General features: G+C 62.6%; 24 protein-coding genes. 14 read left to right on the plus strand and 10 right to left on the minus strand.

Annotated features, from left to right (window positions below; genetic code table 11):
- From BLT98_RS11485 to BLT98_RS11515, 7 genes are all read right to left on the minus strand, one after another.
- Positions 1-1,248 (minus strand): DUF3426 domain-containing protein, encoded by a 1,248-nt coding sequence (locus BLT98_RS11485; RefSeq protein ID WP_092607808.1) that lies wholly within the window; start codon positions 1,246-1,248, stop codon positions 1-3.
- A gap of 8 nt (positions 1,249-1,256) precedes the next feature.
- A complete protein-coding gene (prmA, locus tag BLT98_RS11490) occupies positions 1,257-2,201 on the minus strand; it encodes a 50S ribosomal protein L11 methyltransferase (RefSeq protein ID WP_034780253.1) in 945 nt (314 codons plus the stop codon).
- Positions 2,198-3,613, minus strand: a complete 1,416-nt coding sequence (gene accC / locus BLT98_RS11495) for an acetyl-CoA carboxylase biotin carboxylase subunit (protein WP_034746622.1) — start codon at positions 3,611-3,613, stop codon at positions 2,198-2,200. The genes prmA and accC overlap by 4 nt, the downstream gene beginning before the upstream one ends.
- A gap of 101 nt (positions 3,614-3,714) precedes the next feature.
- A complete protein-coding gene (gene accB, locus BLT98_RS11500; protein ID WP_034780252.1) occupies positions 3,715-4,176 on the minus strand; it encodes an acetyl-CoA carboxylase biotin carboxyl carrier protein in 462 nt (153 codons plus the stop codon).
- Between the two features lie 91 nt (positions 4,177-4,267).
- Positions 4,268-4,705 carry a type II 3-dehydroquinate dehydratase gene (gene aroQ, locus BLT98_RS11505; RefSeq protein ID WP_034746628.1) on the minus strand — a complete coding sequence of 146 codons (438 nt, stop codon included), beginning with the start codon at positions 4,703-4,705 and terminating at the stop codon, positions 4,268-4,270.
- Positions 4,706-4,787: 82 nt separating this feature from the next.
- Complete coding sequence (locus tag BLT98_RS11510) at positions 4,788-5,354, minus strand: TlpA family protein disulfide reductase (RefSeq protein WP_092607811.1); 567 nt, start codon at positions 5,352-5,354, stop codon at positions 4,788-4,790.
- A gap of 19 nt (positions 5,355-5,373) precedes the next feature.
- Positions 5,374-6,012 (minus strand): hypothetical protein, encoded by a 639-nt coding sequence (locus tag BLT98_RS11515; protein ID WP_034780250.1) that lies wholly within the window; start codon positions 6,010-6,012, stop codon positions 5,374-5,376.
- Positions 6,013-6,127: 115 nt separating this feature from the next.
- Here BLT98_RS11515 and mpl point away from each other — a divergent pair, with 115 nt between their 5' ends.
- From mpl to mtgA, 7 genes are all read left to right on the plus strand, one after another.
- Positions 6,128-7,504, plus strand: a complete 1,377-nt coding sequence (gene mpl / locus BLT98_RS11520) for a UDP-N-acetylmuramate:L-alanyl-gamma-D-glutamyl-meso-diaminopimelate ligase (protein WP_092607814.1) — start codon at positions 6,128-6,130, stop codon at positions 7,502-7,504.
- A complete protein-coding gene (locus BLT98_RS11525) occupies positions 7,501-8,085 on the plus strand; it encodes a YqiA/YcfP family alpha/beta fold hydrolase (RefSeq protein WP_092607817.1) in 585 nt (194 codons plus the stop codon). The genes mpl and BLT98_RS11525 overlap by 4 nt, the downstream gene beginning before the upstream one ends.
- Complete coding sequence (locus BLT98_RS11530; protein WP_092607821.1) at positions 8,082-8,696, plus strand: chorismate--pyruvate lyase family protein; 615 nt, start codon at positions 8,082-8,084, stop codon at positions 8,694-8,696. Before BLT98_RS11525 ends, BLT98_RS11530 begins: the two co-directional genes overlap by 4 nt.
- A 2-nt stretch (positions 8,697-8,698) precedes the next feature.
- Positions 8,699-10,786 (plus strand): ribonuclease catalytic domain-containing protein, encoded by a 2,088-nt coding sequence (locus BLT98_RS11535; protein WP_092607824.1) that lies wholly within the window; start codon positions 8,699-8,701, stop codon positions 10,784-10,786.
- A 138-nt stretch (positions 10,787-10,924) separates the two neighbouring features.
- Positions 10,925-11,782 (plus strand): energy transducer TonB family protein, encoded by an 858-nt coding sequence (locus BLT98_RS11540; protein ID WP_034780245.1) that lies wholly within the window; start codon positions 10,925-10,927, stop codon positions 11,780-11,782.
- A gap of 11 nt (positions 11,783-11,793) precedes the next feature.
- Positions 11,794-12,621 (plus strand): shikimate dehydrogenase, encoded by an 828-nt coding sequence (gene aroE / locus BLT98_RS11545; RefSeq protein WP_092608673.1) that lies wholly within the window; start codon positions 11,794-11,796, stop codon positions 12,619-12,621.
- Positions 12,618-13,343 (plus strand): monofunctional biosynthetic peptidoglycan transglycosylase, encoded by a 726-nt coding sequence (gene mtgA, locus BLT98_RS11550; protein WP_070255932.1) that lies wholly within the window; start codon positions 12,618-12,620, stop codon positions 13,341-13,343. Before aroE ends, mtgA begins: the two co-directional genes overlap by 4 nt.
- Before the next feature lie 64 nt (positions 13,344-13,407).
- On the opposite strand, the gene BLT98_RS29180 is transcribed toward mtgA, so the two are convergent.
- Positions 13,408-13,566, minus strand: a complete 159-nt coding sequence (locus BLT98_RS29180) for a hypothetical protein (protein ID WP_161789554.1) — start codon at positions 13,564-13,566, stop codon at positions 13,408-13,410.
- On the opposite strand from BLT98_RS29180, the gene corA reads away from it, so the two are divergent.
- Both corA and BLT98_RS11560 read left to right on the plus strand, forming a co-directional pair.
- Positions 13,565-14,530: a magnesium/cobalt transporter CorA gene (gene corA / locus BLT98_RS11555; RefSeq protein ID WP_034746658.1), complete on the plus strand. Its 966-nt coding sequence runs from the start codon at positions 13,565-13,567 to the stop codon at positions 14,528-14,530. The two genes, BLT98_RS29180 and corA, sit on opposite strands and share 2 nt — an antisense overlap.
- 286 nt (positions 14,531-14,816) lie before the next feature.
- The gene (locus BLT98_RS11560) at positions 14,817-15,533 is read left to right on the plus strand and encodes an HAD family hydrolase (RefSeq protein WP_092607827.1); all 717 of its coding nucleotides are present in this window, start codon (positions 14,817-14,819) and stop codon (positions 15,531-15,533) included.
- 5 nt (positions 15,534-15,538) lie between these two features.
- Here the strand turns inward: BLT98_RS11560 and hemL are convergent, their stop codons facing one another.
- The gene (gene hemL / locus BLT98_RS11565) at positions 15,539-16,828 is read right to left on the minus strand and encodes a glutamate-1-semialdehyde 2,1-aminomutase (protein ID WP_092607830.1); all 1,290 of its coding nucleotides are present in this window, start codon (positions 16,826-16,828) and stop codon (positions 15,539-15,541) included.
- A 45-nt stretch (positions 16,829-16,873) separates the two neighbouring features.
- Positions 16,874-17,731: a bifunctional hydroxymethylpyrimidine kinase/phosphomethylpyrimidine kinase gene (locus tag BLT98_RS11570; protein WP_034780239.1), complete on the minus strand. Its 858-nt coding sequence runs from the start codon at positions 17,729-17,731 to the stop codon at positions 16,874-16,876.
- A 96-nt stretch (positions 17,732-17,827) separates the two neighbouring features.
- Here BLT98_RS11570 and BLT98_RS11575 point away from each other — a divergent pair, with 96 nt between their 5' ends.
- From BLT98_RS11575 to BLT98_RS11595, 5 genes are all read left to right on the plus strand, one after another.
- Positions 17,828-17,980 (plus strand): rubredoxin, encoded by a 153-nt coding sequence (locus BLT98_RS11575; protein ID WP_034780237.1) that lies wholly within the window; start codon positions 17,828-17,830, stop codon positions 17,978-17,980.
- An 85-nt stretch (positions 17,981-18,065) separates the two neighbouring features.
- The gene (locus BLT98_RS11580; protein ID WP_052139991.1) at positions 18,066-18,488 is read left to right on the plus strand and encodes a response regulator; all 423 of its coding nucleotides are present in this window, start codon (positions 18,066-18,068) and stop codon (positions 18,486-18,488) included.
- A gap of 36 nt (positions 18,489-18,524) precedes the next feature.
- The gene (locus tag BLT98_RS11585; RefSeq protein WP_034780235.1) at positions 18,525-18,890 is read left to right on the plus strand and encodes a response regulator; all 366 of its coding nucleotides are present in this window, start codon (positions 18,525-18,527) and stop codon (positions 18,888-18,890) included.
- A gap of 59 nt (positions 18,891-18,949) precedes the next feature.
- The gene (locus BLT98_RS11590) at positions 18,950-19,531 is read left to right on the plus strand and encodes a chemotaxis protein CheW (RefSeq protein WP_034780690.1); all 582 of its coding nucleotides are present in this window, start codon (positions 18,950-18,952) and stop codon (positions 19,529-19,531) included.
- Positions 19,531-21,768: a methyl-accepting chemotaxis protein gene (locus BLT98_RS11595; RefSeq protein ID WP_092607836.1), complete on the plus strand. Its 2,238-nt coding sequence runs from the start codon at positions 19,531-19,533 to the stop codon at positions 21,766-21,768. The genes BLT98_RS11590 and BLT98_RS11595 overlap by 1 nt, the downstream gene beginning before the upstream one ends.

Raw genomic sequence — 21,768 nt, forward strand, 5'->3', positions numbered from 1 at the left:
TTAAGGGTAAAAGATGGCGATATGGTAGCCAGACGCCGTGAGCTGGTCTAATGCAAAGTACAGTTTGATGGTTTGTTCCGAGCGCGGCGCAAACCCCGTGCTCACGTCGATCGTGGCCGGCAGGTAGTCGCGCGGCGCGATCACGCGGCGCAAGACCGGCTTGTCATTGGCGTCGTTGAGTATCAGTTCGATGCTGGGCCAGGCTTGCACGCTGCGGCTCTGGTTGCGCAGCAGCGAGACGTAGGAGAAAGTCTGGTCCTTCAAGGTCTGCAACTCGCCTTGCTCGATAGCCAGCGCCTCGATTTGCGCCGGCAAGTCGACCTGGCAGCCACTGAGCTTGCACAGCGCGACCAGGGTCGGCTTCCACTGCGGAAATTGCGCCGCCAGCGGATTGCGGAAGGTGGTCATCACTTGCAGGAATAGTAAAAGTAGCAGTACAACCGAGCCGATGGCCATGGCCACGCGCAAGGCCTTGCCGCTCTGTTCGCGGCGCCGGCCCAAGGTCACAAAGGCCGGCTCGTCGTCGGCCGGCGGCAGGATGGGTTCTTCCTGCTCTTCGGCGGCATCCGGCGCGACGGCGGCGGCGGGCAATGGCGTGAAGGAATGGTCGGCCAGCGTGGGTTCCCGGCGCGCGGGCTTGTCCAGACTGACTTTTTCAGCGGCAGGCAATGCCGGAGCGGCCGGGGCTGTCACCGTTTCCAGGTTCGGTTCGCGGCGGCTATCGCGCAAATACGTGGCGAAGGCGGGCGCGTCATCGATCTGGCGGCGCTTGAAGGGCGCCATCGGCTGGGGCAACGGTGGTTCGGGCAGCTCTGCCGGTGTTGTAGCAGATTCAGGCAGGTCGAGCGGTGCGGCGGCAGGCGTGTCGGCCAGCGCCTCGTCAGGAAGTGCCACGTCGAGGTCCAGCTCGATGTGTTCGCCATCGTCTTCGTTGTCCTTGAGCTGCGCCGTTTCCGGCAGGATGCCGAACGGGTCGAACGAGGTGTCGAAGTCGAGGGAATAAATGGGTTCGTCATCCGTGGCGGACGGCAGGCTGTTGTCGGCCGGATAACTGGTTGGCAGGGGAGCGGCAGTGCCGGGGCCGGACGTTAAAAACGGCGATGCCGCGGCTGGATCGATCAGCGCGGCATTGCCGTCAAACACTTCCCTGCACGTGCCACAGCGCACGATGCCCCCACGTAACTTCAATTGGTCAGCAGCGACCCGAAATATCGTGTTGCAATGGGGGCATTTGGTGGCGAGGGCCATTGCTGTGCTTATGCACCTTCCGCGCGGGGCGCAGGTGCTTGCGTGCTGCCCAGGCGGCCATGCAGGGCCACCCAGCCATCTTGCTCGGCCCACACACCCAGCTGGATGAATGGTGCGTAGGCAGCGGCCACTTCTTCCGCCTGGCGTGCCAGCACGCCGGACAGGATCAGCGCGCCGCCATCGGCGACACGGCCCGACAGCATCGGCGCCATCAACTTCAATGGGCTAGACAGGATGTTGGCGACGACGATGTCAAACTTGGCCGTGGCGTGTGCCGAAGTGGCAAACGTGTCTGGCAAGAAATATTCGATCTCGCACTGGTTGCGTTCGGCATTGTCGCGCGCCGATTCGATCGCTTGCGGGTCGATGTCGACGCCGGCAACCGTTTGCGCACCGAGTTTCTTGGCCACCATGGCCAGGATGCCGGAACCGCAACCGTAGTCGAGCACGGTCTTGCCAGGGGCCGGATTGGCTTCCAGCCATTCCATGCACAAACGCGTGGTCGGATGGCTGCCCGTACCGAAGGCCAGGCCCGGATCCAGTTCCAGGATCAGGCCGTCAGGGTCCGGTGCCTCGTGCCAGCTGGGCACGACCCAGATATTCTTGCCGATGTGAATCGGGGCGAATTGCGACTGGGTCAGGCGCACCCAGTCCTGCTCTTCGACGGGGCGCATGGCAAAGGCGGGAACTTCCGCCATGCCGACGGCCTGGGCCGCAGCGGCCACGATGGCGGCCTGGTCGGCGTCGACGTCCGTCAGCGCCACCACGCGGCTGCGTTCCCACGCCGCTTCCTTCGGTTCCATGCCCGGCTCGCCGAACAGCGGCTGCTCGGCATCCGTGCCTTCATCGGCGTCTTCCACCGAGACCGACAGGGCGCCCGCTTCCATCAACGCGTCGGACATGGCCTCGGCGTTGTCACGGGCGATTTCGATGACGATTTCCGTCCAGCTCATGCGCCCGCCTTGATTTCGGACTTCTTGGCGATGCTGGGGCTGCCGCCATTCAGGTTCTTGCCCAGGTCCGGCATGTCGGCCAGTTTCTGTTCCAGATAGTGAATGTTGGTGCCGCCTTCGATAAAGCGCGCGTCGATCATCAGTTCGCGGTGCAGGGCGATGTTCGTGTTGATGCCTTCGACCACCATTTCGGACAGGGCGATCTGCATGCGGCGGATCGCCTGCTCGCGCGTGGCGCCGTAAGCGATCACTTTGCCGATCATCGAGTCGTAGTGCGGCGGCACGTAGTAGCCGGCGTAGGCGTGCGAGTCGACGCGGATGCCGGGACCGCCCGGTGCATGCCACGACACGATCTTGCCTGGCGATGGCGTGAACTTGAAGGGATCTTCGGCGTTGATGCGGCACTCGATGGCGTGGCCCGACAGCAGGACGTCGCGCTGGCGGAAACGCAGTTTTTCGCCGGCCGCGATGCGGATCTGTTCTTGCACGATGTCGATGCCGGTGATCATCTCGGTAACCGGATGTTCCACTTGCACGCGGGTATTCATTTCAATGAAATAGAACTCGCCGTTTTCGTACAGGAATTCAAACGTGCCGGCGCCGCGGTAGCCGATCTTGCGGCAAGCTTCGGCGCAACGGTCGCCGATTTTCTCGATCAGTTTGCGCGGGATGCCCGGCGCTGGTGCTTCTTCGATCACTTTCTGGTGGCGGCGCTGCATGGAGCAGTCGCGCTCGCCCAGCCAGACGGCGTTCTTGTGTTCGTCGGCGAGGATCTGGATTTCCACGTGGCGCGGATTTTCCAGGTACTTCTCCATATACACTTCAGGGTTGCCGAAGGCCGTGCCGGCTTCCGTCTTGGTCATCGCCACGGCGTTGATCAGGGCCGCTTCCGTGTGCACCACGCGCATGCCGCGTCCGCCACCGCCACCGGCGGCCTTGATGATGACCGGGTAGCCGATCTTGCGGGCAATTTGCACGATCGCTTTCGGATCGTCCGGCAGCGCGCCTTCCGAGCCGGGTACGCACGGTACGCCAGCCTTGATCATGGTTTGCTTGGCCGACACTTTGTCGCCCATCAAACGGATCGATTCGGAGCGGGGGCCGATGAAGACGAAGCCCGATTTCTCGACGCGTTCGGCAAAGTCGGCATTTTCCGACAGGAAGCCATAGCCTGGGTGAATCGCTTGCGCATCCGTCACTTCAGCAGCGCTGATGATGGCGGGCATGTTCAGGTAGCTCAGGGACGACTGTGCCGGGCCGATACAAACGGATTCGTCGGCCAGCTTGACGTATTTCGCGTCCTTGTCGGCTTCGGAGTGGACTACAACCGTTTTAATGCCCATTTCGCGGCAGGCGCGCTGAATACGGAGGGCAATTTCACCACGGTTGGCAATCAGGATTTTTTCAAACATGGTAGGTTCGCGTATGTCTGTGAGAGCCGGCGAGCCGGCGAAACAACAAGTGTGAGGGGCTAAAACTGCAAACGGCCGTTGCCGGCCGTGTGGACTGGGTTTTAGCCGATCACAAACAAGGGTTGACCGAATTCGACCGGTTGGCCGTTTTCGACCAGGATCTGGGTCACGACACCGGCTTTATCGGAGTCGATTTCATTCAGGAGCTTCATCGCTTCGATGATGCACAGGGTATCACCTTCCTTGACGGTCGAGCCCACTTCAACATAGGCGGCGCTGCCAGGAGCGGAGGAGCGGTAGAAGGTACCGACCATCGGCGACTTGACCACATAGCCCGTTGGCTCGGCGGCGACCACGACGGCAGCAGCCGCTGGTGCTGCGGCTGGCGCGGCTGGCTGGTATTGGGCTTGCATGCCTTGCGGCTGCATCATGACCATCTGGTTTTGCGGCATGGCCGACGATTTGACGATGCGAACCTTGCTTTCGCCTTCGGTAACTTCCAGCTCTGCGATATCCGATTCGGCGACCAGGTCGATCAAGGTCTTGAGTTTTCGTAGATCCATGTAAAACCCCTAGGAATGTAGTTTGTTTTATGAGTGATGCGGTGATGTCCAAGAACCTATCGCCGCGCTAAATGCGTGCAGATCGCGTAGATTAACGTTTTTTAAGCGCAAAGTCGATGGCAAACCGATATCCATCGATACCCAGGCCGCAGATCGTCCCCTGCGCGATCGCGCTGAGAAATGAGTGATGTCGAAACGTTTCGCGTTGATAAATATTCGAGATATGGACTTCCACGAACGGGATGGCGACCCCGGCCAGCGCATCGCGCAAAGCAACGCTGGTATGGGTCAGGCCGCCCGGATTGATGACGATGGCATCGATCCCTTCCGCTCGCGCGGCATGGATGCGGTCGATCAGCGCGCCTTCATGGTTGCTTTGAAAGCAAACCAGGTCGGCACCGGCCGCCATGGCTTGCGCCATTGCTGCCTGCTCGATATCGGCCAAGGTGCTGGCGCCGTAGACCTCAGGCTCGCGCGTTCCCAGCAAATTCAGGTTGGGACCGTTGAGCAGAAGGAGGTTTTTTGCCATGTATGGAAGACCGTTTTAGCGAAAGTTCCGCATTTTGCCGCCAAAGATACGCATTGGCAAGAGAAAAAAGCACGCTCCGAATTTACAATTTATCCAGATCGGCGCGCAACTGATCAAATTTCAAGCGGCCCAGATAGGTCTTTTTGACTTCGCCATCGGCGCCGATCAGCACCGTAAAGGGCAAACCGCCCGTGGCATTGCCAAAATGGCGCGACAGGTCGGTGCCGCTCATGCCGGACACATACACGGGATAGGCGATCTTGACCTTGCTGGCAAAAGTGGCAATATTGCTGGCCGAATCGATGCCGATACCGATCACCTGCAGGTTTTTCGCCCCGTAGTGGCCTTGCACTTCGGATAACTCCGGCATTTCTTCCACGCACGGCGGGCACCACGGTGCCCAGAAATTGACCAGCAAATTCTTGCCTTTCCATTGCGACAAGGCTTGCGTGGCGCCTGCCGCGTCCGGCAGGGACAGCGCATACAGCTCGTTGACGGGACCCGTCGCGCCTGGCGCGATGGCGCTCGTCAGCGGTCCCGCTTCTTTCTCCGCTTCTTTCGCTTTTTCCTTGCTCAAACCGACGTAAGCGCCCATGCCGCCAAACATCAACGCCACGATGGCACAGGCGATCCAATTCTTTTTTGTCATAACTTTATCTATATCAATGTTAGTCGGCAGCTGGCACGCCATCGGCGAGGCTGGCGGCCAGCAGGCTGCGCAGCCCGGCGATATCGGTGCGCAGCACCTTGCCGTCCGCCTTGGCTTTCAGCGCGCCGCGCATATCGTCGAGCTCATACAGGGCCGCGTGCACGCCTTCGTTTTTCCACAAGAAACTGGCTGTCTCGACCGCATCATAACGCGCTCCCTTGAAATGCGGGCTTTCCGACATGTCGAGCACGACATTTTTATTCAGCAGGAAGATGTGGATTTCCTTGGCGCTCTCGGCAAACAGCTGCAAATAGATCTCGTCGTGGGGGCCGGCCGTGCCATTGAGCACGGGGCCACTGAGCAGGGGATGAAATTGTTGCAACGCCTCCATCACCTGCAGCGCGATCGTGCGCAGCTGGAACAATCGCGCCGGCTGGCTGTCGGCCAGGAACAGGGCATTGTATTGCCGCACCTGTTCTTCGATCATGTCGTTGTCAGGCAGTATATTGGGCAGGTTCGGCGCGTCACCGAGGACTTGCCGCGCCGCCTTGCGCTTGGCGCTGCCATAGTCTGCGCCATCCTGCGCCACGAGGCGCGCGGCAGCGGCGGCGATTTCCAGGCGCAACTGCGCGCTATCGTCAAATGCATCGTTTGTCATGAGCGAGATGATACTCCGAAGCGGAAAAAGTCATGGCGTCAGGTAAAATCCTGCACTTGCTGTTTTTTATCTCACCGTCTTACTTACTTAAGCGTGCACCTTTCGCACTGATCACATGCATATTCATATTCTCGGCATTTGCGGTACCTTCATGGGCGGCCTGGCTGTCCTGGCCAAGGAAGCCGGCCATAAAGTCACTGGTTGCGATGCCAACGTGTATCCGCCGATGAGCACCCAGCTGGAATCGCAGGGAATCGAACTGATCCAGGGCTTTGATCCGGAACAAACCAAGCTGAACCCGGATTTGTATGTGATTGGCAATGTGGTTTCGCGCGGCAACCCGCTGGTGGAAGAAATCCTCAACCGCAGCCTGCCGTATGTGTCCGGCCCGCAGTGGATCGGTGAACACATCTTGCGCAACAAGTGGGTACTGGCCGTGGCGGGCACGCATGGCAAGACGACAACCTCGGCCATGCTGGCCTGGATACTCGAAGACGCGGGCTACGCGCCGGGCTTCCTGATCGGCGGGGTGCCGATGAACTTTGGCATTTCCGCCCGCCTCAGCGGCAAAATCGACGGCAAGAGCGCCGACTCGGACTTCTTCGTCATCGAAGCCGATGAATACGACACGGCCTTCTTCGACAAGCGCAGCAAGTTCGTGCATTACCACGCGAAGACGGCCGTCATGAATAACCTGGAATATGATCACGCCGACATCTTCCCCGATCTGCACGCGATCGAGACGCAATTCCATCACCTGGTGCGCACCGTGCCCGGCATTGGCCGCCTCGTGTTCAACGGCGACGAAGCGTCGCTGCAGCGCGTGCTGGCGCGCGGTTGCTGGAGTGAAAAGGAAAGTTTTGGTCAAGATGCCAACTGGCAACTGCAAGAGCAGGCCGATGGCAGCTTCGACGTGTATTTCAATGGCCAGCAGGAAGGCCATGTGGCGTGGGCGCTCACGGGCAAGCACAACCGCAGCAATGCGCTGGCGGCCATCGCCGCCGCGCGCCACGTGGGCGTGCCGATTGCCCAGGCCTGCGCTTCGCTGGCCAGCTTCGAGAGCGTCAAGCGCCGCATGGAAGTGCGCGGCGTGGTCAACGGCATCACCGTGTACGACGATTTCGCGCACCACCCGACGGCCATTGCCACCACTGTGGGCGGGCTGCGCCAGAAGATAGGCAGCAGCGGCCGCATCCTGGCCGTGCTGGAACCGCGTTCGAACACCATGAAGCTGGGCGCCATGAAAGATGCGCTGCCGGGCAGCCTCAAGGATGCCGATCTGGTCTTCGGTTTCGGCAGCCATGCCGCGCTGGGCTGGAGCCTGGGCGACGCGTTGGCGCCGCTGGGCAAGATTGCCAGCGCCTACGAAGACATCGATACCTTGGTGACCGCCGTGGCAGCCAGCGCCCATCCCGGCGACCAGATCGTGGTCATGAGCAACGGCGGCTTTGGCGGCGTGCACCAGAAGTTGCTGGAGGCGCTGGGCCGATGATTCTGTACCTGCATGGATTTCGCTCGTCGCCCCTGTCGATGAAGTCGCGCTTGCTGGCCGCGCAGATGCAGGCGCTGGGCCGCGAGGCCGAATGGCTGTGCCCGCAATTGCCGGCCTCGCCCAAGCTGGCCATCGAACTGGCCCTGTCGCTGGTCAAAGATGTGGCGCCGGCCGAGCTGACGATCATCGGCTCCTCGCTGGGCGGCTATTACGCCACCTGGCTGGCGGAGCAGCTCGGTTGCCGCGCCGTGCTGCTGAACCCTGCCATCGTGCCCCTGATCGACCTGGAACAGCATGTGGGCGTGACGACCGAGTTTCATTCGGACAAGCCATTCGAGTTCAAGCGCGAATACATCGACGAGCTGCGAACCTTTGCCGTAGAGAAAATTACGCAGCCGCAACGCTATTTCCTGATTGCCGCCACGGGCGATGAAGTACTCGACTACCGCGACATGGTGGCGCATTATCAGGGGGCGCAGCAGTGCGTCATCGATGGCAGCGACCATGGCATCAGCGAATTTGCCGCATACCTGGCGCCCGTGCTGGCATTTTGCGGCATCGACGCGGACGCGGCCAAGTGAGGCCGGGGTCGCTGCGGCATGCGCAATGGCATGCGCACGTGAACGCCGTCAATGCGCCGCCGGCCTTGCGCCACTGGCTCACGGGCGGCGGTTCGCTGACGGCCAAGCTGAAAGCGCATAGCCAGGCGTTCCGCGTGCAATGTTTGCATCAGAAAACATCGCGCTGTTTGACGGACGAGGCCGCCATCATTGGTTTGCACCGCGCGGGACGGGTATGGGAACGCGAAGTGCTGTTGCGTTGTGATAATAAACCGGCCGTGTTTGGCCATACCGTCGTGCCCATGCAGGCGACGGCCACGGACTGGCCCTTGTTTTCCGCGCTGGGCGAGCGCTCGCTGGGCACGACCTTGTTTGGCGACCGCATGGTGCGGCGCGGCGAACTGGAATTTGCCCGCTTGCGCGCCGGCCACCCGCTGGTGCAGCGGGCGCAGGCGGCGCTGGCATTGGAAGGGCAGCGCGCCGGCGAGCAGGCGCTGTTTTTTGCCCGCCGCTGCCTGTACCAGCGTCACCAGGGGTTGTTGCTGGTAACTGAAGTATTTTTGCCTGCGGTGCTGGAGTTGACGTCCGTCACTCGCACCGTTGCAACCGACACATTAATAAACAAAGCATAACAATGAATCTATTTTTTGAAGAATCCGGCGATTTCAAGGTCGGCACGGTCCTGTCGCAAGCGGGTGAAGCGTACCAGGTCGAAATGGCCAGCGGCAAGCGTACCAAGGTCAAGGTCAAGGACGTGCTGCTGCAGTATGAAAAACCGGCCCCTGCCGAGCTGCTGGAGCAAGCCAAGGCCGTTGCTGCCGAGATTGACCTCGATTTCCTGTGGGAAGTGGCGGGTGAAGACGAGTTCGGCTTTGCCGAGCTGGGCGCCGAGTATTTCGGCCACGCACCGTTGCCGCCGGAAGCTGCCGGCCTGATCCTGGCCCTGCATTCGGCGCCCGTGTATTTCTACAAGAAAGGCCGTGGCCGCTACAAGGCGGCGCCGGAAGCGTCGCTGAAGGCGGCATTGGCCGGTATCGAAAAGAAAAAGCAGCAGGCGCTGGTGCAAGCCGCCTATGTGGAAGAGCTGAAACAGAACCGCTTGCCTGCCTCGATGCAGCCCATGGTGCTGCAGCTGCTGTTCAAGCCGGACAAGAACACCATCGAATACAAGGCGCTGGAAGCGGCGTGCACGGAATTGCACACGACGCCGCCGCGTTTGATGCTGGCTGTCGGCGGTATTGCTTCGCCGAAAGATTTGCACCTGTCGAAATTCCTCTTCGAAAACTTCCCGAAAGGCGCCGGCTTCCCGAGCGTGCCCGTGCCGTCCGTGACGGCCAAGCTGCCGCTGGCCGACGTGGCCGCCTTCTCGATCGACGACGTGACCACGACCGAGATCGACGATGCCTTCTCCGTGCAGCCGCTGCCGGATGGCACCGTGAAAGTGGGTATCCACATCGCCGCGCCGGGCCTGGGCATCCGCCCGGAAGACGTGATCGACAAGATGGCGCGCCAGCGCATGTCGACCGTCTACATGCCGGGCGACAAGATCACCATGCTGCCGGACGAAATCGTCAACGCATTCACCCTCGCGGAAGGCACGACGTGCCCGGCTCTGTCGCTGTACGCCACGCTGGACCCGAAAGCGGACTGGGCCGTGGTCAGCACGCAGACGCGCGCCGAGCTGGTGCCGATTGCCAGCAATTTGCGCCATAACCAGCTGGACGATCTGGTCAACGAGGAAACCCTGGCCAGCGGCGAAGGCGAGTACCCGCACAAGGCCGATTTTGCCGTGCTGTGGCAATGGGCGCAGCAGCTGGAGCAGGGCCGCATGAAGAAACGCGAAGCGTTCGGCTTGAAGCCGGAACAGAATAACCGCGTCGATTTCAATTTCTATGTGGAAAACGACATCGTCACCGTGGCGCGCCGCAAGCGTGGCGCGCCGCTCGACAAGATCGTCGCGGAACTGATGATTTTTGCCAACAGTACCTGGGGCAAGATGCTGCACGACCATGGCGTGCCCGGCATCTACCGCAGCCAGGGCGGTGGCAGTGGCAATAGCTGGGCGGCAAAGATGCAGGTGCGCATGGTCACCCATGCGGCGCCGCACCAGGGCCTGGGCGTCGATCAATACGCGTGGAGCACCTCGCCCTTGCGCCGCTATACGGACCTGGTGAACCAGTGGCAAATCATCGCCTGCGCCGAGCATGGCGTGACGGCGCCGCTGGTGGCACCGTTCAAGCCGCGCGATGCGAATCTGTTCGCCATCGTTTCGGCCTTCGACGCCGCGTATGCCGCGTATGGCGATTTCCAGTCGAACATGGAACGCTATTGGTGCTTGCGCTGGCTGCACCAGGAAAACGCGCGCCAGGTCGATGCCGTCGTGCTGAAAGACGAGATCCTGCGCCTGGTCGACATTCCGCTGGTCATCAAGCTGCCGGGCATGCCATCGGTGGCGCGCGGCGCCCAGGTCAAGCTGGACTTGCTGCGCTGGGATGAGGTCGACCTGAGCATCGAAGCGCGCCTGCTGGAAATCGCCACCGTACCGGATGCGGCGGCCGATGCCGAACTGGACTACGAAGAAGAATCGGGCGACGAAGGCGCCGACGAGGGCGACGTGGCGCCGGAAGCATCGCCGGAAGCGGCGAACCAGGTCAGCGACGCCGATGCGGAAGTGGCGGAACTGGCCAGCGAAGACGTGGTCAGCGAACCCGAGGTCAAGTAAGGCCGTCGTCAGGCCATCAAGGCGGTGCTGAAAACTGTTGCCGGCACCGCCCTTTGACGTAGAATTCAGCCATCTTGTATGGTGTGTTTGTTGCGAATTGGGTTGCGCGTGAAGTCTTTCCGAGAGAATCGTTTCCTGATGATTGCCGTGGCGGTATCGCTGCTGGCGCACGGCGCCTTGCTGGCGATGCATTTTGTCGCCCCGGCCCCGCAGCGGGCCGTGGCGACCGATCCCGGCCTGGAAGTGATCCTGGTCAACGCCAAGCATGCGAACAAGCCGCTGAAGGCCGATGCCCTGGCGCAAGCCAATCTCGACGGTGGCGGACAAGCCGACAAGGGCCGCGCCAAGTCGCCCTTGCCCGACATGCGCCAGGTGGAAGAGGGCGACAGCGTCAAGGCCAGCGCCCGGCGCATTGCCGAACTCGAGCAGAAGCAGCAGGAGCTGCTGACGCAGGCGGCCAGGCCGACGCCCTACAGCGCCGCGCCCGTCACGGAAAAAGACAAGCCCAATCCGCTCGCATCCGGTTCGGACTTGATGGAAAGCAGCAAGGCCATCGCGCGCATGGCGGCCGAGATCAGCCAGACCGTGGAAGACCAGAACAAGCGTCCGCGCAAGACTTTCATTACGCCCAGCACGCAGGAAGTCGGCTATGCCATGTATTACAAGACCTTGCAAAAGCGCATCGAGGAAATCGGCACCCTGAATTTCCCGCAAAAGAATGGCCGCAAGATGTATGGCGAACTGGTTGTCTACATCCCTATCTTCCAGGATGGCACGATTTACCAGAAGGAAGGCGGCGCCCGCGTGGAGAAAAGCTCGGGCAACCCCGCGCTCGATGCGGCGGCCCTGGCCATCGTGCGCCGCGCGGCGCCGTATGGCCGTTTTCCACCAAACATGTTGTCAAGTGATAAGGATGACCTGTGGGTCGTCATTACCCGCTTCAAATTTACGCGCGAAGAAAAAATGGAAGCTAACCTGACTGGCGGCAGCAATTGAACAAGCAAGAAATGAATCCCGATCAATATTGTGTCTTCGGCAATCCCATCGCCCACAGCAAGTCTCCCCTGATCCACGCCGCGTTTGCCCTGCAGACGGGCGAGCCCATCGTCTACGATCGCCGCCTGGCGCCGCTCGATGGCTTTGCCCTGGCGGCCCGTACGTTTGCCGCCGAGGGCGGCAAGGGCGCGAACGTGACGGTGCCCTTCAAACTGGACGCGTGCGCGCTGGCCACCGTCCTGACGCCGCGCGCGCAAGCGGCCGGCGCCGTCAATACACTGCGTTTCGATGGCGATGCCATTCTTGGCGACAATACCGATGGCGCGGGCCTGGTGGCGGACATCGTGCGCAACGCGGGCGTGAGTGTCTCCGGCAAGCGCGTCCTGCTGCTGGGCGCGGGCGGCGCGGCGCGCGGCGTCGTGCTGCCCTTGCTGGAACAGGGGCCGCAGGAAATCTTCATTGCCAACCGCACCGTGGCTACGGCCGAGGCGCTGGTGGCGCAGTTTGCCGATGCGCTGGATCAACCCGGTCAGTTGCGCGCCGGCGGCTACACGCAGCCCGATGGCGTCTTTGATATCGTCATCAATGCCACTTCGGCCAGCCTGGCGGGCGACTTGCCGCCCGTGCCGCCGGGAATCTTCGGCGATCACACGCTGGCGCTGGACATGATGTATGGCGCCCAGCCCACCGTCTTCATGGACTTTGCCGCGCAGCATGGCGCGCAGGTGCGCGACGGCCTGGGCATGCTGGTGGAGCAGGCGGCCGAAGCGTTTTACGTGTGGCGCGGCGTGCGGCCGCGGACGCAGGATTTGCTGGCGCAATTGCGCAGTGCCCTGTGAGCGCCGGCAAGAAGGGCCAGCGCCGCAGCGGCAGCCGCTACGGCTGGATCAAGTGGCTGTTCATCGTTCCCGTGCTGGCGTTTATCGTCGTGCAGCTGTATTTCTTCCTGCAAATCTGGTGGTGGGTCGAGCATAACCCGTCCAGCACGGCTTTCATGCGCGAACAGTTGTCTGTCTTGCAGGACAAGAATCCCAACGCCACGATCAAGCAGACGTGGGTACCGTACAACCGCATCTCGAACAACCTGAAACGGGCCATCATCGCTTCGGAAGACGCGAATTTTTCCGAGCACGAAGGCGTGGACTGGGAAGCCTTGCAAAAGGCATATGAAAAAAACAGCAAGAAGCAGAAGGTCGTGGCGGGCGGCTCCACCATCACGCAGCAGCTGGCGAAGAATCTGTTCCTGTCCGGCTCGCGCAGCTATGTGCGCAAGGGCCAGGAACTGATCATCACGTATATGCTGGAAAGCCTGATGGAAAAGCAGCGCATTTTCGAGATTTATTTGAACGTGGTGGAATTTGGCACGGGCATCTTCGGCGCCGAGGCGGCCGGGCGCCACTATTACCGGGTCAGCGCGGCGGGCCTGAGCGCCGGGCAGGCGGCAAAACTGGCCGTGATGCTGCCGAACCCCCGCTTTTATGACCGTCACCGCGATACGGGCTACCTGAACCGGCGTACGGGCGTGATCCTGCGCCGCATGGGAGCGGCGGAACTGCCTTGATGGCAGCCGGCTTTCTTTGTATAAAGTTAAAGCTGCCTGATTGGCACTATTGCGGCGCAGCATCTTAATCGGCCCGGTTGGTGCAACGCCGCACTTTTTCCGTGAAAAAGCGGTGCCGGGGGTGGTCGTGAAAAGGCCTTTGCGGGTACACTTGCGCTGTTTTCATTTTTGGCGCCAGCGCCAGCACATCACGATAACCCAACATCCGGCTGAGAGCGCGCATGATCAATGTCTTTGTATTACAGAATGGCCGGCTCAACCAGGTGCCGATCGACAGCCGCGCAGACCTCGAAAATGCCGAACCGGTGTGGGTCGACCTGACCGACCCCACCGATGATGAACGGGCCTGGGTCAAGGCCATCTACAACGTCACCCTGCCGGGCGAAGACGAAGTCAAGGATATTGAAGCGTCGGCCCGCTATTACGAAGCGGAAAACGGCGACTTGCACCTGCGCACAGATTTCCTGCGCGAAGAGGACGATGGTCCCTCGCGCGTCATCACGGTAGCCTTCATCCTGGCCCGCAAGATCCTGTTTTCCATGCATACGGACGACTTGCCCGTGTTCCGCCTGGTGCGCATGCGCGCCCGTTCGCGGCCCGGCTCGATTGCCGACTACATGGACGTGCTGCTCGACCTGTACGCCACCGATGCCGAATATTCGGCCGACGTGCTCGAAGGCATCTACCAGAACCTGGAAGAAGTCAGCACGCGCGTGCTGCAAAAGGAATTTACCGATGCGCACGCGGCCGAAGCGCTGAATGCGATTGCCCACGAGGAAGATTTGAACGGCCGTATCCGCCGCAACATGATGGATACGCGCCGCGCCGTGAGTTTCCTGATGCGCGGCCGCTTGCTCAATTCCGAGCAGTTCGAGGAAGCGCGGCAGATTTTGCGCGACATCGAATCGCTGGACGGCCATACCTCGTTCCTGTTTGATAAGATCAACTTCCTGATGGATGCCACCGTCGGTTTCATCAACATCAACCAGAACAAGATCATCAAGATCTTCTCGGTGGCCAGCGTGGCCTTCCTGCCGCCGACCCTGATCGCCAGCGTATACGGCATGAACTTCAAGCTGATGCCGGAACTGGAATGGTCGTTCGGCTATCCGTGGGCATGGGGCTTGATGATCACCAGCGCCATCGCGCCGTTCCTGTACTTCCGTCACCGTGGCTGGCTGAAGTAAACCGCATCGCCGGGGCGCTTTCCGCGTCCCGGTTTCAAGACGAACGCAGCGAATTCAAAAATCAGCGATAATCACTGGTATTGCGTGGTATTGAATTGGTATTTGCGCGTCGACGCCTGCCTGGCGCCCGATTCTTTCCCCCGTTGGCTGCTTTTTGCAGAAAAGTATCGTCATTCAGACGTTTTCTGCGTGGTAGCGTCCGCCTGTTCCACCTATGATCATTGCGATGCCTGCCTTGGCCGGCTGGCCGCCGCATTTCCCGTCACCGTTGCCTTCTGGAGAGTCCATGCCTGATACCGCCACCACCCCACTGCGCTATACCCATTTGATCAGCGACTGCGATGGCGTGCTGATCGACAGCGAAGCCGTGGCCCTGCAAGCGCTGCTGGAATTGCTGGGACCGCGCCTGCAGAACCTGCCCGAGGGCGTCACCCTGCAAGGCTTGATAGAGCCGCGCCTGGGCCAGCGCCTGGTGCCGCTGATGCAGGATATCTACAAGGAACTGGGCTTGCCGCCATTGCCGGCCGACGAGATCATGGCCATTGGCAACGCCGTCGATGCGGCCTGCGACGCGCAGCTGCGCGCCGTGCCTGGCGTGGCGCAGGCGCTGGCAGCCATTCCCCTGCCCAAGGCCGTCGCCTCGAACAGCGTCAGCGCGCGCGTGCTGTCGGCGCTCGAGCGGACCAGCATGGCGCCGCTGTTCGACAAGCGCGTCTTTACGCCGGACCTGGTGGGCCACGCCAAGCCGCATCCGGGCGTCTACCTGGCGGCAGCTGCCGCCTTCGGCGTGCCGCCAGGCCAGTGCCTGGTGCTGGAAGACAGCGTCACGGGCGTGACGGCGGCCGTGGCGGCGGGCATGACGGTGCTGGGGTTTATCGGCGGCGGGCATATCGCCGCTGGCCAGGAAGCGCGCCTGAAGGCGGCCGGTGCGCATGTCGTGTTCAGCGACATGGCCGGCTTGCCGGCGCTGGTGGCCGCGGTGATGGACACCGCGGCCGTGTAAAACGCTTATGCCAGTTTGGCAAAGACCTTGCGCGCGGCGGCGATGGTGGCGTCGATGACGGCGTCATCGTGCTGCGCCGAGACGAAGCCTGCCTCGAAGGCGGCGGGCGCGAAGTACACGCCTTCGTCCAGCATGGCGTGGAAGAAGGCGTTGAACTTGCTGCGGTCGCCCGCCATCATTTCCGCGTAGCTGGTCGGCGGGGTGGCGCTGAAATAGATGCCGAACATGCCGCCGATGTAGTCGGCGCAGAAGACCACGCCCGCTTCTTGCGCGGCGGCGGTCAGGCCTTCGGCCAGGCGCTTGGCCGTGGCGCCCAGCTGCTCGTAGAAGCCAGGCTGCTGGATCAGTTTCAAGGTGGCCATGCCGGCCGCCACGGCGACCGGGTTGCCGGACAGGGTGCCGGCCTGATAGACGGCGCCCAGCGGCGCCATGTTGTGCATCAGCGCCGCGCTGCCGCCGAAGGCCGCCACCGGCATGCCGCCGCCGATCACCTTGCCTAGCGCCGTGAGATCGGGCTTGATGCCGTATAGCGCCTGCGCGCCGCCCAGGGCCACGCGCAAGCCGCACATGACTTCATCGAAAATGAGCAGGGCGCCGTGCTGCGTGCACAGTTCGCGCATCGCCTGCAGGAATTCCGGCGTGGCTTTCACCAGGTTCATGTTGCCGGCCACGGGTTCGACGATGACGCAGGCGATGTCCGCGCCGAAGCTGTCGAAGGCGTCTTTCAGCTGTTCCACGTTGTTATAGTCGAGCACCAGGGTGTGCTTGACGAAATCTTCCGGCACGCCGGCCGACGTCGGGTTGCCGAAGGTGAGCAGGCCGCTGCCAGCCTTCACCAGCAGCGAATCGGCGTGGCCGTGGTAGCAGCCTTCGAACTTGACGATCTTGTCGCGTCCCGTGGCGCCGCGCGCCAGGCGCAGGGCGCTCATGGTCGCTTCCGTGCCCGACGATACCAGGCGCACCTGTTCGATCGACGGCACCAGGCGCGTGATTTCCTCGGCCATCAGCACTTCGCCTTCCGTCGGCGCGCCGAACGACAGGCCCAGCGCGGCGGCATCCTGCACCGCCTTCACCACTTCCGGATGGGCGTGGCCGACGATGGCCGGGCCCCACGAACCGATGTAGTCGATATAGCGCTTGCCGTCCGCGTCCCAGAAGTACGGGCCTTCGGCGCGCGTGATGAAGCGCGGCGTGCCGCCGACCGAGCGGAAGGCGCGCACGGGCGAATTGACGCCGCCTGGCGTGGTTTTTTGTGCGCGGGCAAACAGGATGTCGTTTTGTGAAGTCGTCGTCATGATAATCGTGCCTTGAAAGTGGATCGTTGTCTGTGTCGTCTGTGCTTATTGGGCGCCGCGCTGGCGCTGCTGCCGGAACAGGCGGTTCGGCACCAGCTTGCCCATGCCGTGGCGCTGCGCGTGGGCCAGGGCGCCGGCCGTGAATTCCTGCGCCGCCACGACCACCTGCGGCACATCGTCTTCATCATTCGCCAGGGCCAGCAGGGCGGTGGCGGCGGCAGACAGGGTGCTGCCGGCGCCGTTGAAGATGCCGGGCAGGTGCTGCCATTCGTCGTGGCGCACCACGCCGTCCTCGCCGAACAGGGTGTTGGCGCGCAGCTTGCCTTCGGCCGTGCCGGACTTGCTGGCGTCGGCCGGCATGCCGGTGACGAGCACGTATTCGCAGCCCAGGGCGACCAGGTAGTCGACGTCGTTTTGCAGGGTGTCGTCCGGATCGGCGTCGCGCCAGGTCTCGGCCAGGCGCTCCAGTTCCACCGGCGAGAGCACCAGCAGGGTCGTTTGCGGGATCAGGAGCTGGCGCACGGCCGTCAGGATGTCTTCATCGTCCATGCCCTGTTCCGGCAGCGCCGAAATGAAGGGATCGAGGATCAGCGGCACGTTCGGATAGTCGGAGACGATTTCGGCGATGGCCGTGACGTTTTCCACGCTGCCCAGCGCGCCGATTTTGATGGCCGAGACGGACATGTCTTCCAGCAGCACGCGCGCCTGGTCGGAAACCCAGTCCGGGTCGACCGCCTGTACGTCTTCCACGCGCGCCGTATCGCTGATCAACAGGCCCGTGGTAACGGACAGACCATGGCAGCCGAAGGCTGAAAACGTGGCCAGGTCGGCCTGGATGCCGATCGCACCGACCGGATCGGACACGCCGAAGCTTAATATGAGGGGAGAAGTTTGGTTTTGCACGGCGGGTAGATTAAGATACCTAATTCAGCATTTTACTTGATTGAAGGGTGGCAGAACGTGAGTAGCAACGAAACAACGCAGCAATTCCAAACGTGGATGTGTCTTATTTGCGGCTGGGTTTATGATGAAGCGGCCGGCATGCCCGACGAAGACATCGCTCCGGGCACGCGTTGGGCCGATGTTCCGATGAACTGGACCTGTCCTGAATGCGGTGCGCGCAAGGATGATTTCGAGATGGTGGCGCTGTAATCAATCGAGATTCATGGGATGCCGCTGCCGCACGCAGGTATCGCGGCTGCCTGTGCTATGGTATGAAAGATTGTCGAATAATCACATGACGCGTCCCTTATTGCCCGAGGCGCCGTCCGATGCCGTGTGCGCCAGCGCCACGATACTCGTCATCGACGACAGCGCGACGATACGCAGCGCGGCCGCGAAGATCCTGGGCGAGGCCGGTTATCGCGTGGTGGTGGCGGAAAACGGCTTCGATGCCCTGGCCAAGATCGCCGACTGCCGGCCGGCGCTGATCGTGTGCGACATTGTGATGCCGCGCCTGGACGGCTACCGTACCTGCGCGCTGATCAAGGCCAGTGCGGCCTTCCACGCCACGCCGGTGCTGATGCTGTCGTCGAAGGAAGGCTTGTTCGACCGCGCGCGCGGGGCCATGGCGGGCGCCAGCGCCTGCCTGGCCAAGCCGCTGGCGCGCGAGGCGCTGCTGGAGGCCGTGCGGTTGCACCTGGCCGGGCATTTTGAATAAGTGTTTTTATTGATTGACAACGCAGCAAGGAAGCAGATGGCCATACACACAATTCTGATCGTCGACGACTCGCCGACAGAACGCTATTACCTGAGCGAGATGCTGGTGCGTGCCGGTTATGCCGTCCTCACGGCGCAGGATGGTGCCGACGCGCTGGCGCAACTCAAGCAGGCCAGGCCCGATCTGATCCTGATGGACGTGGTGATGCCCGGTGCGAATGGCTTCCAGATCACGCGCGCGATTGCGCGCGATCCCGAACTGCAGGACGTGCCGGTGATTATCTGCTCCAGCAAGAGCCAGGAAACGGATCGCATCTGGGGCTTGCGCCAGGGCGCGCGCGATTACCTGGTCAAGCCGGTGGTCGAAGCCGAGCTGCTGGCCAAGATCGCCGCGATTTCCTGAGAATGCACACGATGCCAGGTCACGGCGTGTCCACAGCGGCCCTTTCGCCTGCCGCTGCCATGCCATCTTTCGAGACGGGCGCGCGGCAGGGGCGCTTGCGCCAGTATCAGCTGCAATTGATCGAGCGGATACAGGCCGCGCGCAGCGGCGCGCTGGCAGCGCGCAAGGAACTGGGCGTGATGCTCGGTGGCCGGCCGTGCCTGCTCGACCTGACGCAGCTCGGCGAAATCGTGATTGCTTCCGGCGTGCAGATCCAGGGCGTGCCGCTGGCGCAGGACTGGTACCTGGGCCTGGCGGCCATGCGCGGACGCCTGACGGCGGTCGTCGACCTGGCCCGCTACATGGGCGAGCCGGCTTGCGTGTCGGGCAATCACTGCCGCATCATCACGTTTTCTCCCCGTCTGGGCCTCAATTGCGCCTTGCTGGTCGAACGCGTACTGGGCTTGCGCCAGTTGCGCGCGATGCAATCCGTGCGCGTTCACGATGCGGCGCAGGGTGTGCTCCCATCGTGGGCGGCGCAGGCGCTGCGCGACAGCGAAGGGCAGCAGTGGCTGCGCCTGGACCTGGCGCAGCTGGCGCAATCGGAACGCTTCCTCGATGCCGGCTTTGACGGCTTCCCCGACCACAAGGATATTTGCTGATGGGCGCCAATTCCCCCATTCTGGCGGCCAGCATGCCCGAAGCGCAGCACGCTGCGGACGCGCCGGCATCGGCGGCAGACCTGCCGCTGCGCCTGCGCGACGCGCTGGGACGGCGCAAGTCGCTGGCCAGCGCGCCGGTCAGCGACTTGAAGCTGCCGCTGATCGGCCATTTTCCGCTGCAAAAGCAGCTGAGCATCCTGTCCACGCTGATGGCCCTGAGCCTGGCCGCCAGCCTGCTGTTCGTGGGGCTGAACACGCGCAGCGGCAATATCGCCTCGGCGCAAACGCAGCTGGCCAGCGATGCGCTGATGCATTCGCAGCGCATCGGCAAGGCGGCGCCCAACGCCGTGCAAGGCAATCCGGAAGCCTTCCGCCAGCTCGAGGAAAGCCGCAATGAACTGAACCAGGATTTCCGCCTGATGCTGCGCGGCGGGACGTATCACGGCCGCGATATCGGCGAGTCGCGTGCCGCCCTGCTGGCGGCGGTGGCCGACGCGCGCAAGAAGTGGGCCAGCAGCGACCGCGCGGCCAGCACCATCTTGCGCCTGAAGCCGGAGCTGGGCGAATTCGACAAGACCTTGCAGCAATTGAATGGGCTGTCGCCGGCGCTGCTGGCGCAGACCGAGGAAATCGCGGCCCTGAAGGTGCAGCGTGGCGGCAATGCGCGCGACCTGGCCGTCATCGGCCGCCTGATGATGCTGAGCCAGCGCATGAGCCGCAGCGCCAGCGAATTCCTGTCGTCGGGCAGCATCAGCTCGGAAACGGCATTTTCGCTGGGACGCGACACGACGTATTTCCGCACCGCCGTGGAAGGCTTGCTCAATGGCAGCGTGTCGCTGCAATTGGCGCCCACGCGCGACGCCGAACTGCGCGACCGCCTGGTGGCGTTGAAGGCCAGTTTCGACACGTACCAGAAGCTGGTGTCGTCGATACTCGACCGGCTCGACAAATTCAGTTCGGCGAAAAGCGCCGAACAGCTGATCTTCAACGAGAACGAAGACCTGCGCCAGCGTTTGACCCTGCTGCAGCAGATGTATCACGTGAACCAGGAAACCCTGGGCATCGCCTTCTGGATGATGGTCGGCGGGGTGTTGCTGACCCTGATCGCGGCGGCCGGCATCGGCCGCGTGCTGCTGCAGGACTCCGTCAACCGCACGCGCGATGCCGAGCGGCGGCGCCAGGAAGCGGAAATCCTGCGGCTCCAGTCGCAGGGAAAAGAGGAAGAGGCGAAGGCCAGGAATGAGCAGAACCAGGCGGCCATCCTGCGCCTGATGAATGAATTGCAGAAGGTCGCCGATGGCGACCTGACGGTGCAGGCGACCGTGTCGGAAGACATTACGGGCGCCATCGCCGATTCCGTCAACTATACGGTGGAGGAATTGCGCGGCCTGGTGGGGAGGGTGACGGCGACGGCCGAACAGGTCAATCGCGCCTCGACGCAGGCGCAAAGCATTTCCAGCAAGCTGCTGATCGCGTCGCAGCAGCAGTCGCGCGAAATCCAGGGCGTCAGCGCCACCGTGGTCAAGATGGCCAATGCGATTACCGACGTGTCGAAGTCGGCCAGCGTCTCGGCCGACGTGGCGCGCCAGTCGGTGGCGGCCGCGCAGCAGGGTTCGACGGCGGTGGAAAACGCCATCAAGGGCATGCATGAAATCCGCGAGCAGATCCAGGATACGTCCAAGCGCATCAAGCGCCTGGGCGAATCGTCGCAGGAAATCGGCGAGATCACCGAGCTCATTTCCGACATCACCGAGCAGACCAATGTGCTGGCGCTGAACGCCGCCATCCAGGCTGCATCGGCCGGCGAGGCGGGGCGTGGCTTTTCCGTCGTGGCCGAGGAAGTGCAGCGCCTGGCCGAACGCTCGGCCGCCGCCGCCAAGCAGATCGGCGCGCTGGTGCGCACCATCCAGGCCGATACCCAGGATGCGACGCGGGCGATGGAAACGTCCACGCAGGGCGTGGTCGAGGGCGCGCGCCTGTCGGACGCGGCCGGCGCAGCCTTGAACGACATCAGCCAGGTGTCGAAACACCTGGCAGAACTGATCCAGGGCATTTCGTTCGCCACCGGCACGCAGGCCGGTTCGGCCAGCGGCGTGGCCTTGAACATCCAGCATATCCTGAGCGTGACGGAGCAGACCCAGGATGGCACGCAGCAAACGGCGCAATCGATCCATAAACTGTCGATGCTGGCGCAGGAACTGAAAAATTCGGTGTCGCGCTTCCGCGTCGCCGCCTGA

Origin of the sequence: Janthinobacterium sp. YR213, from assembly GCF_900099875.1 — a bacterium.
In the GTDB taxonomy this organism is placed as follows: domain Bacteria; phylum Pseudomonadota; class Gammaproteobacteria; order Burkholderiales; family Burkholderiaceae_D; genus Janthinobacterium; species Janthinobacterium lividum.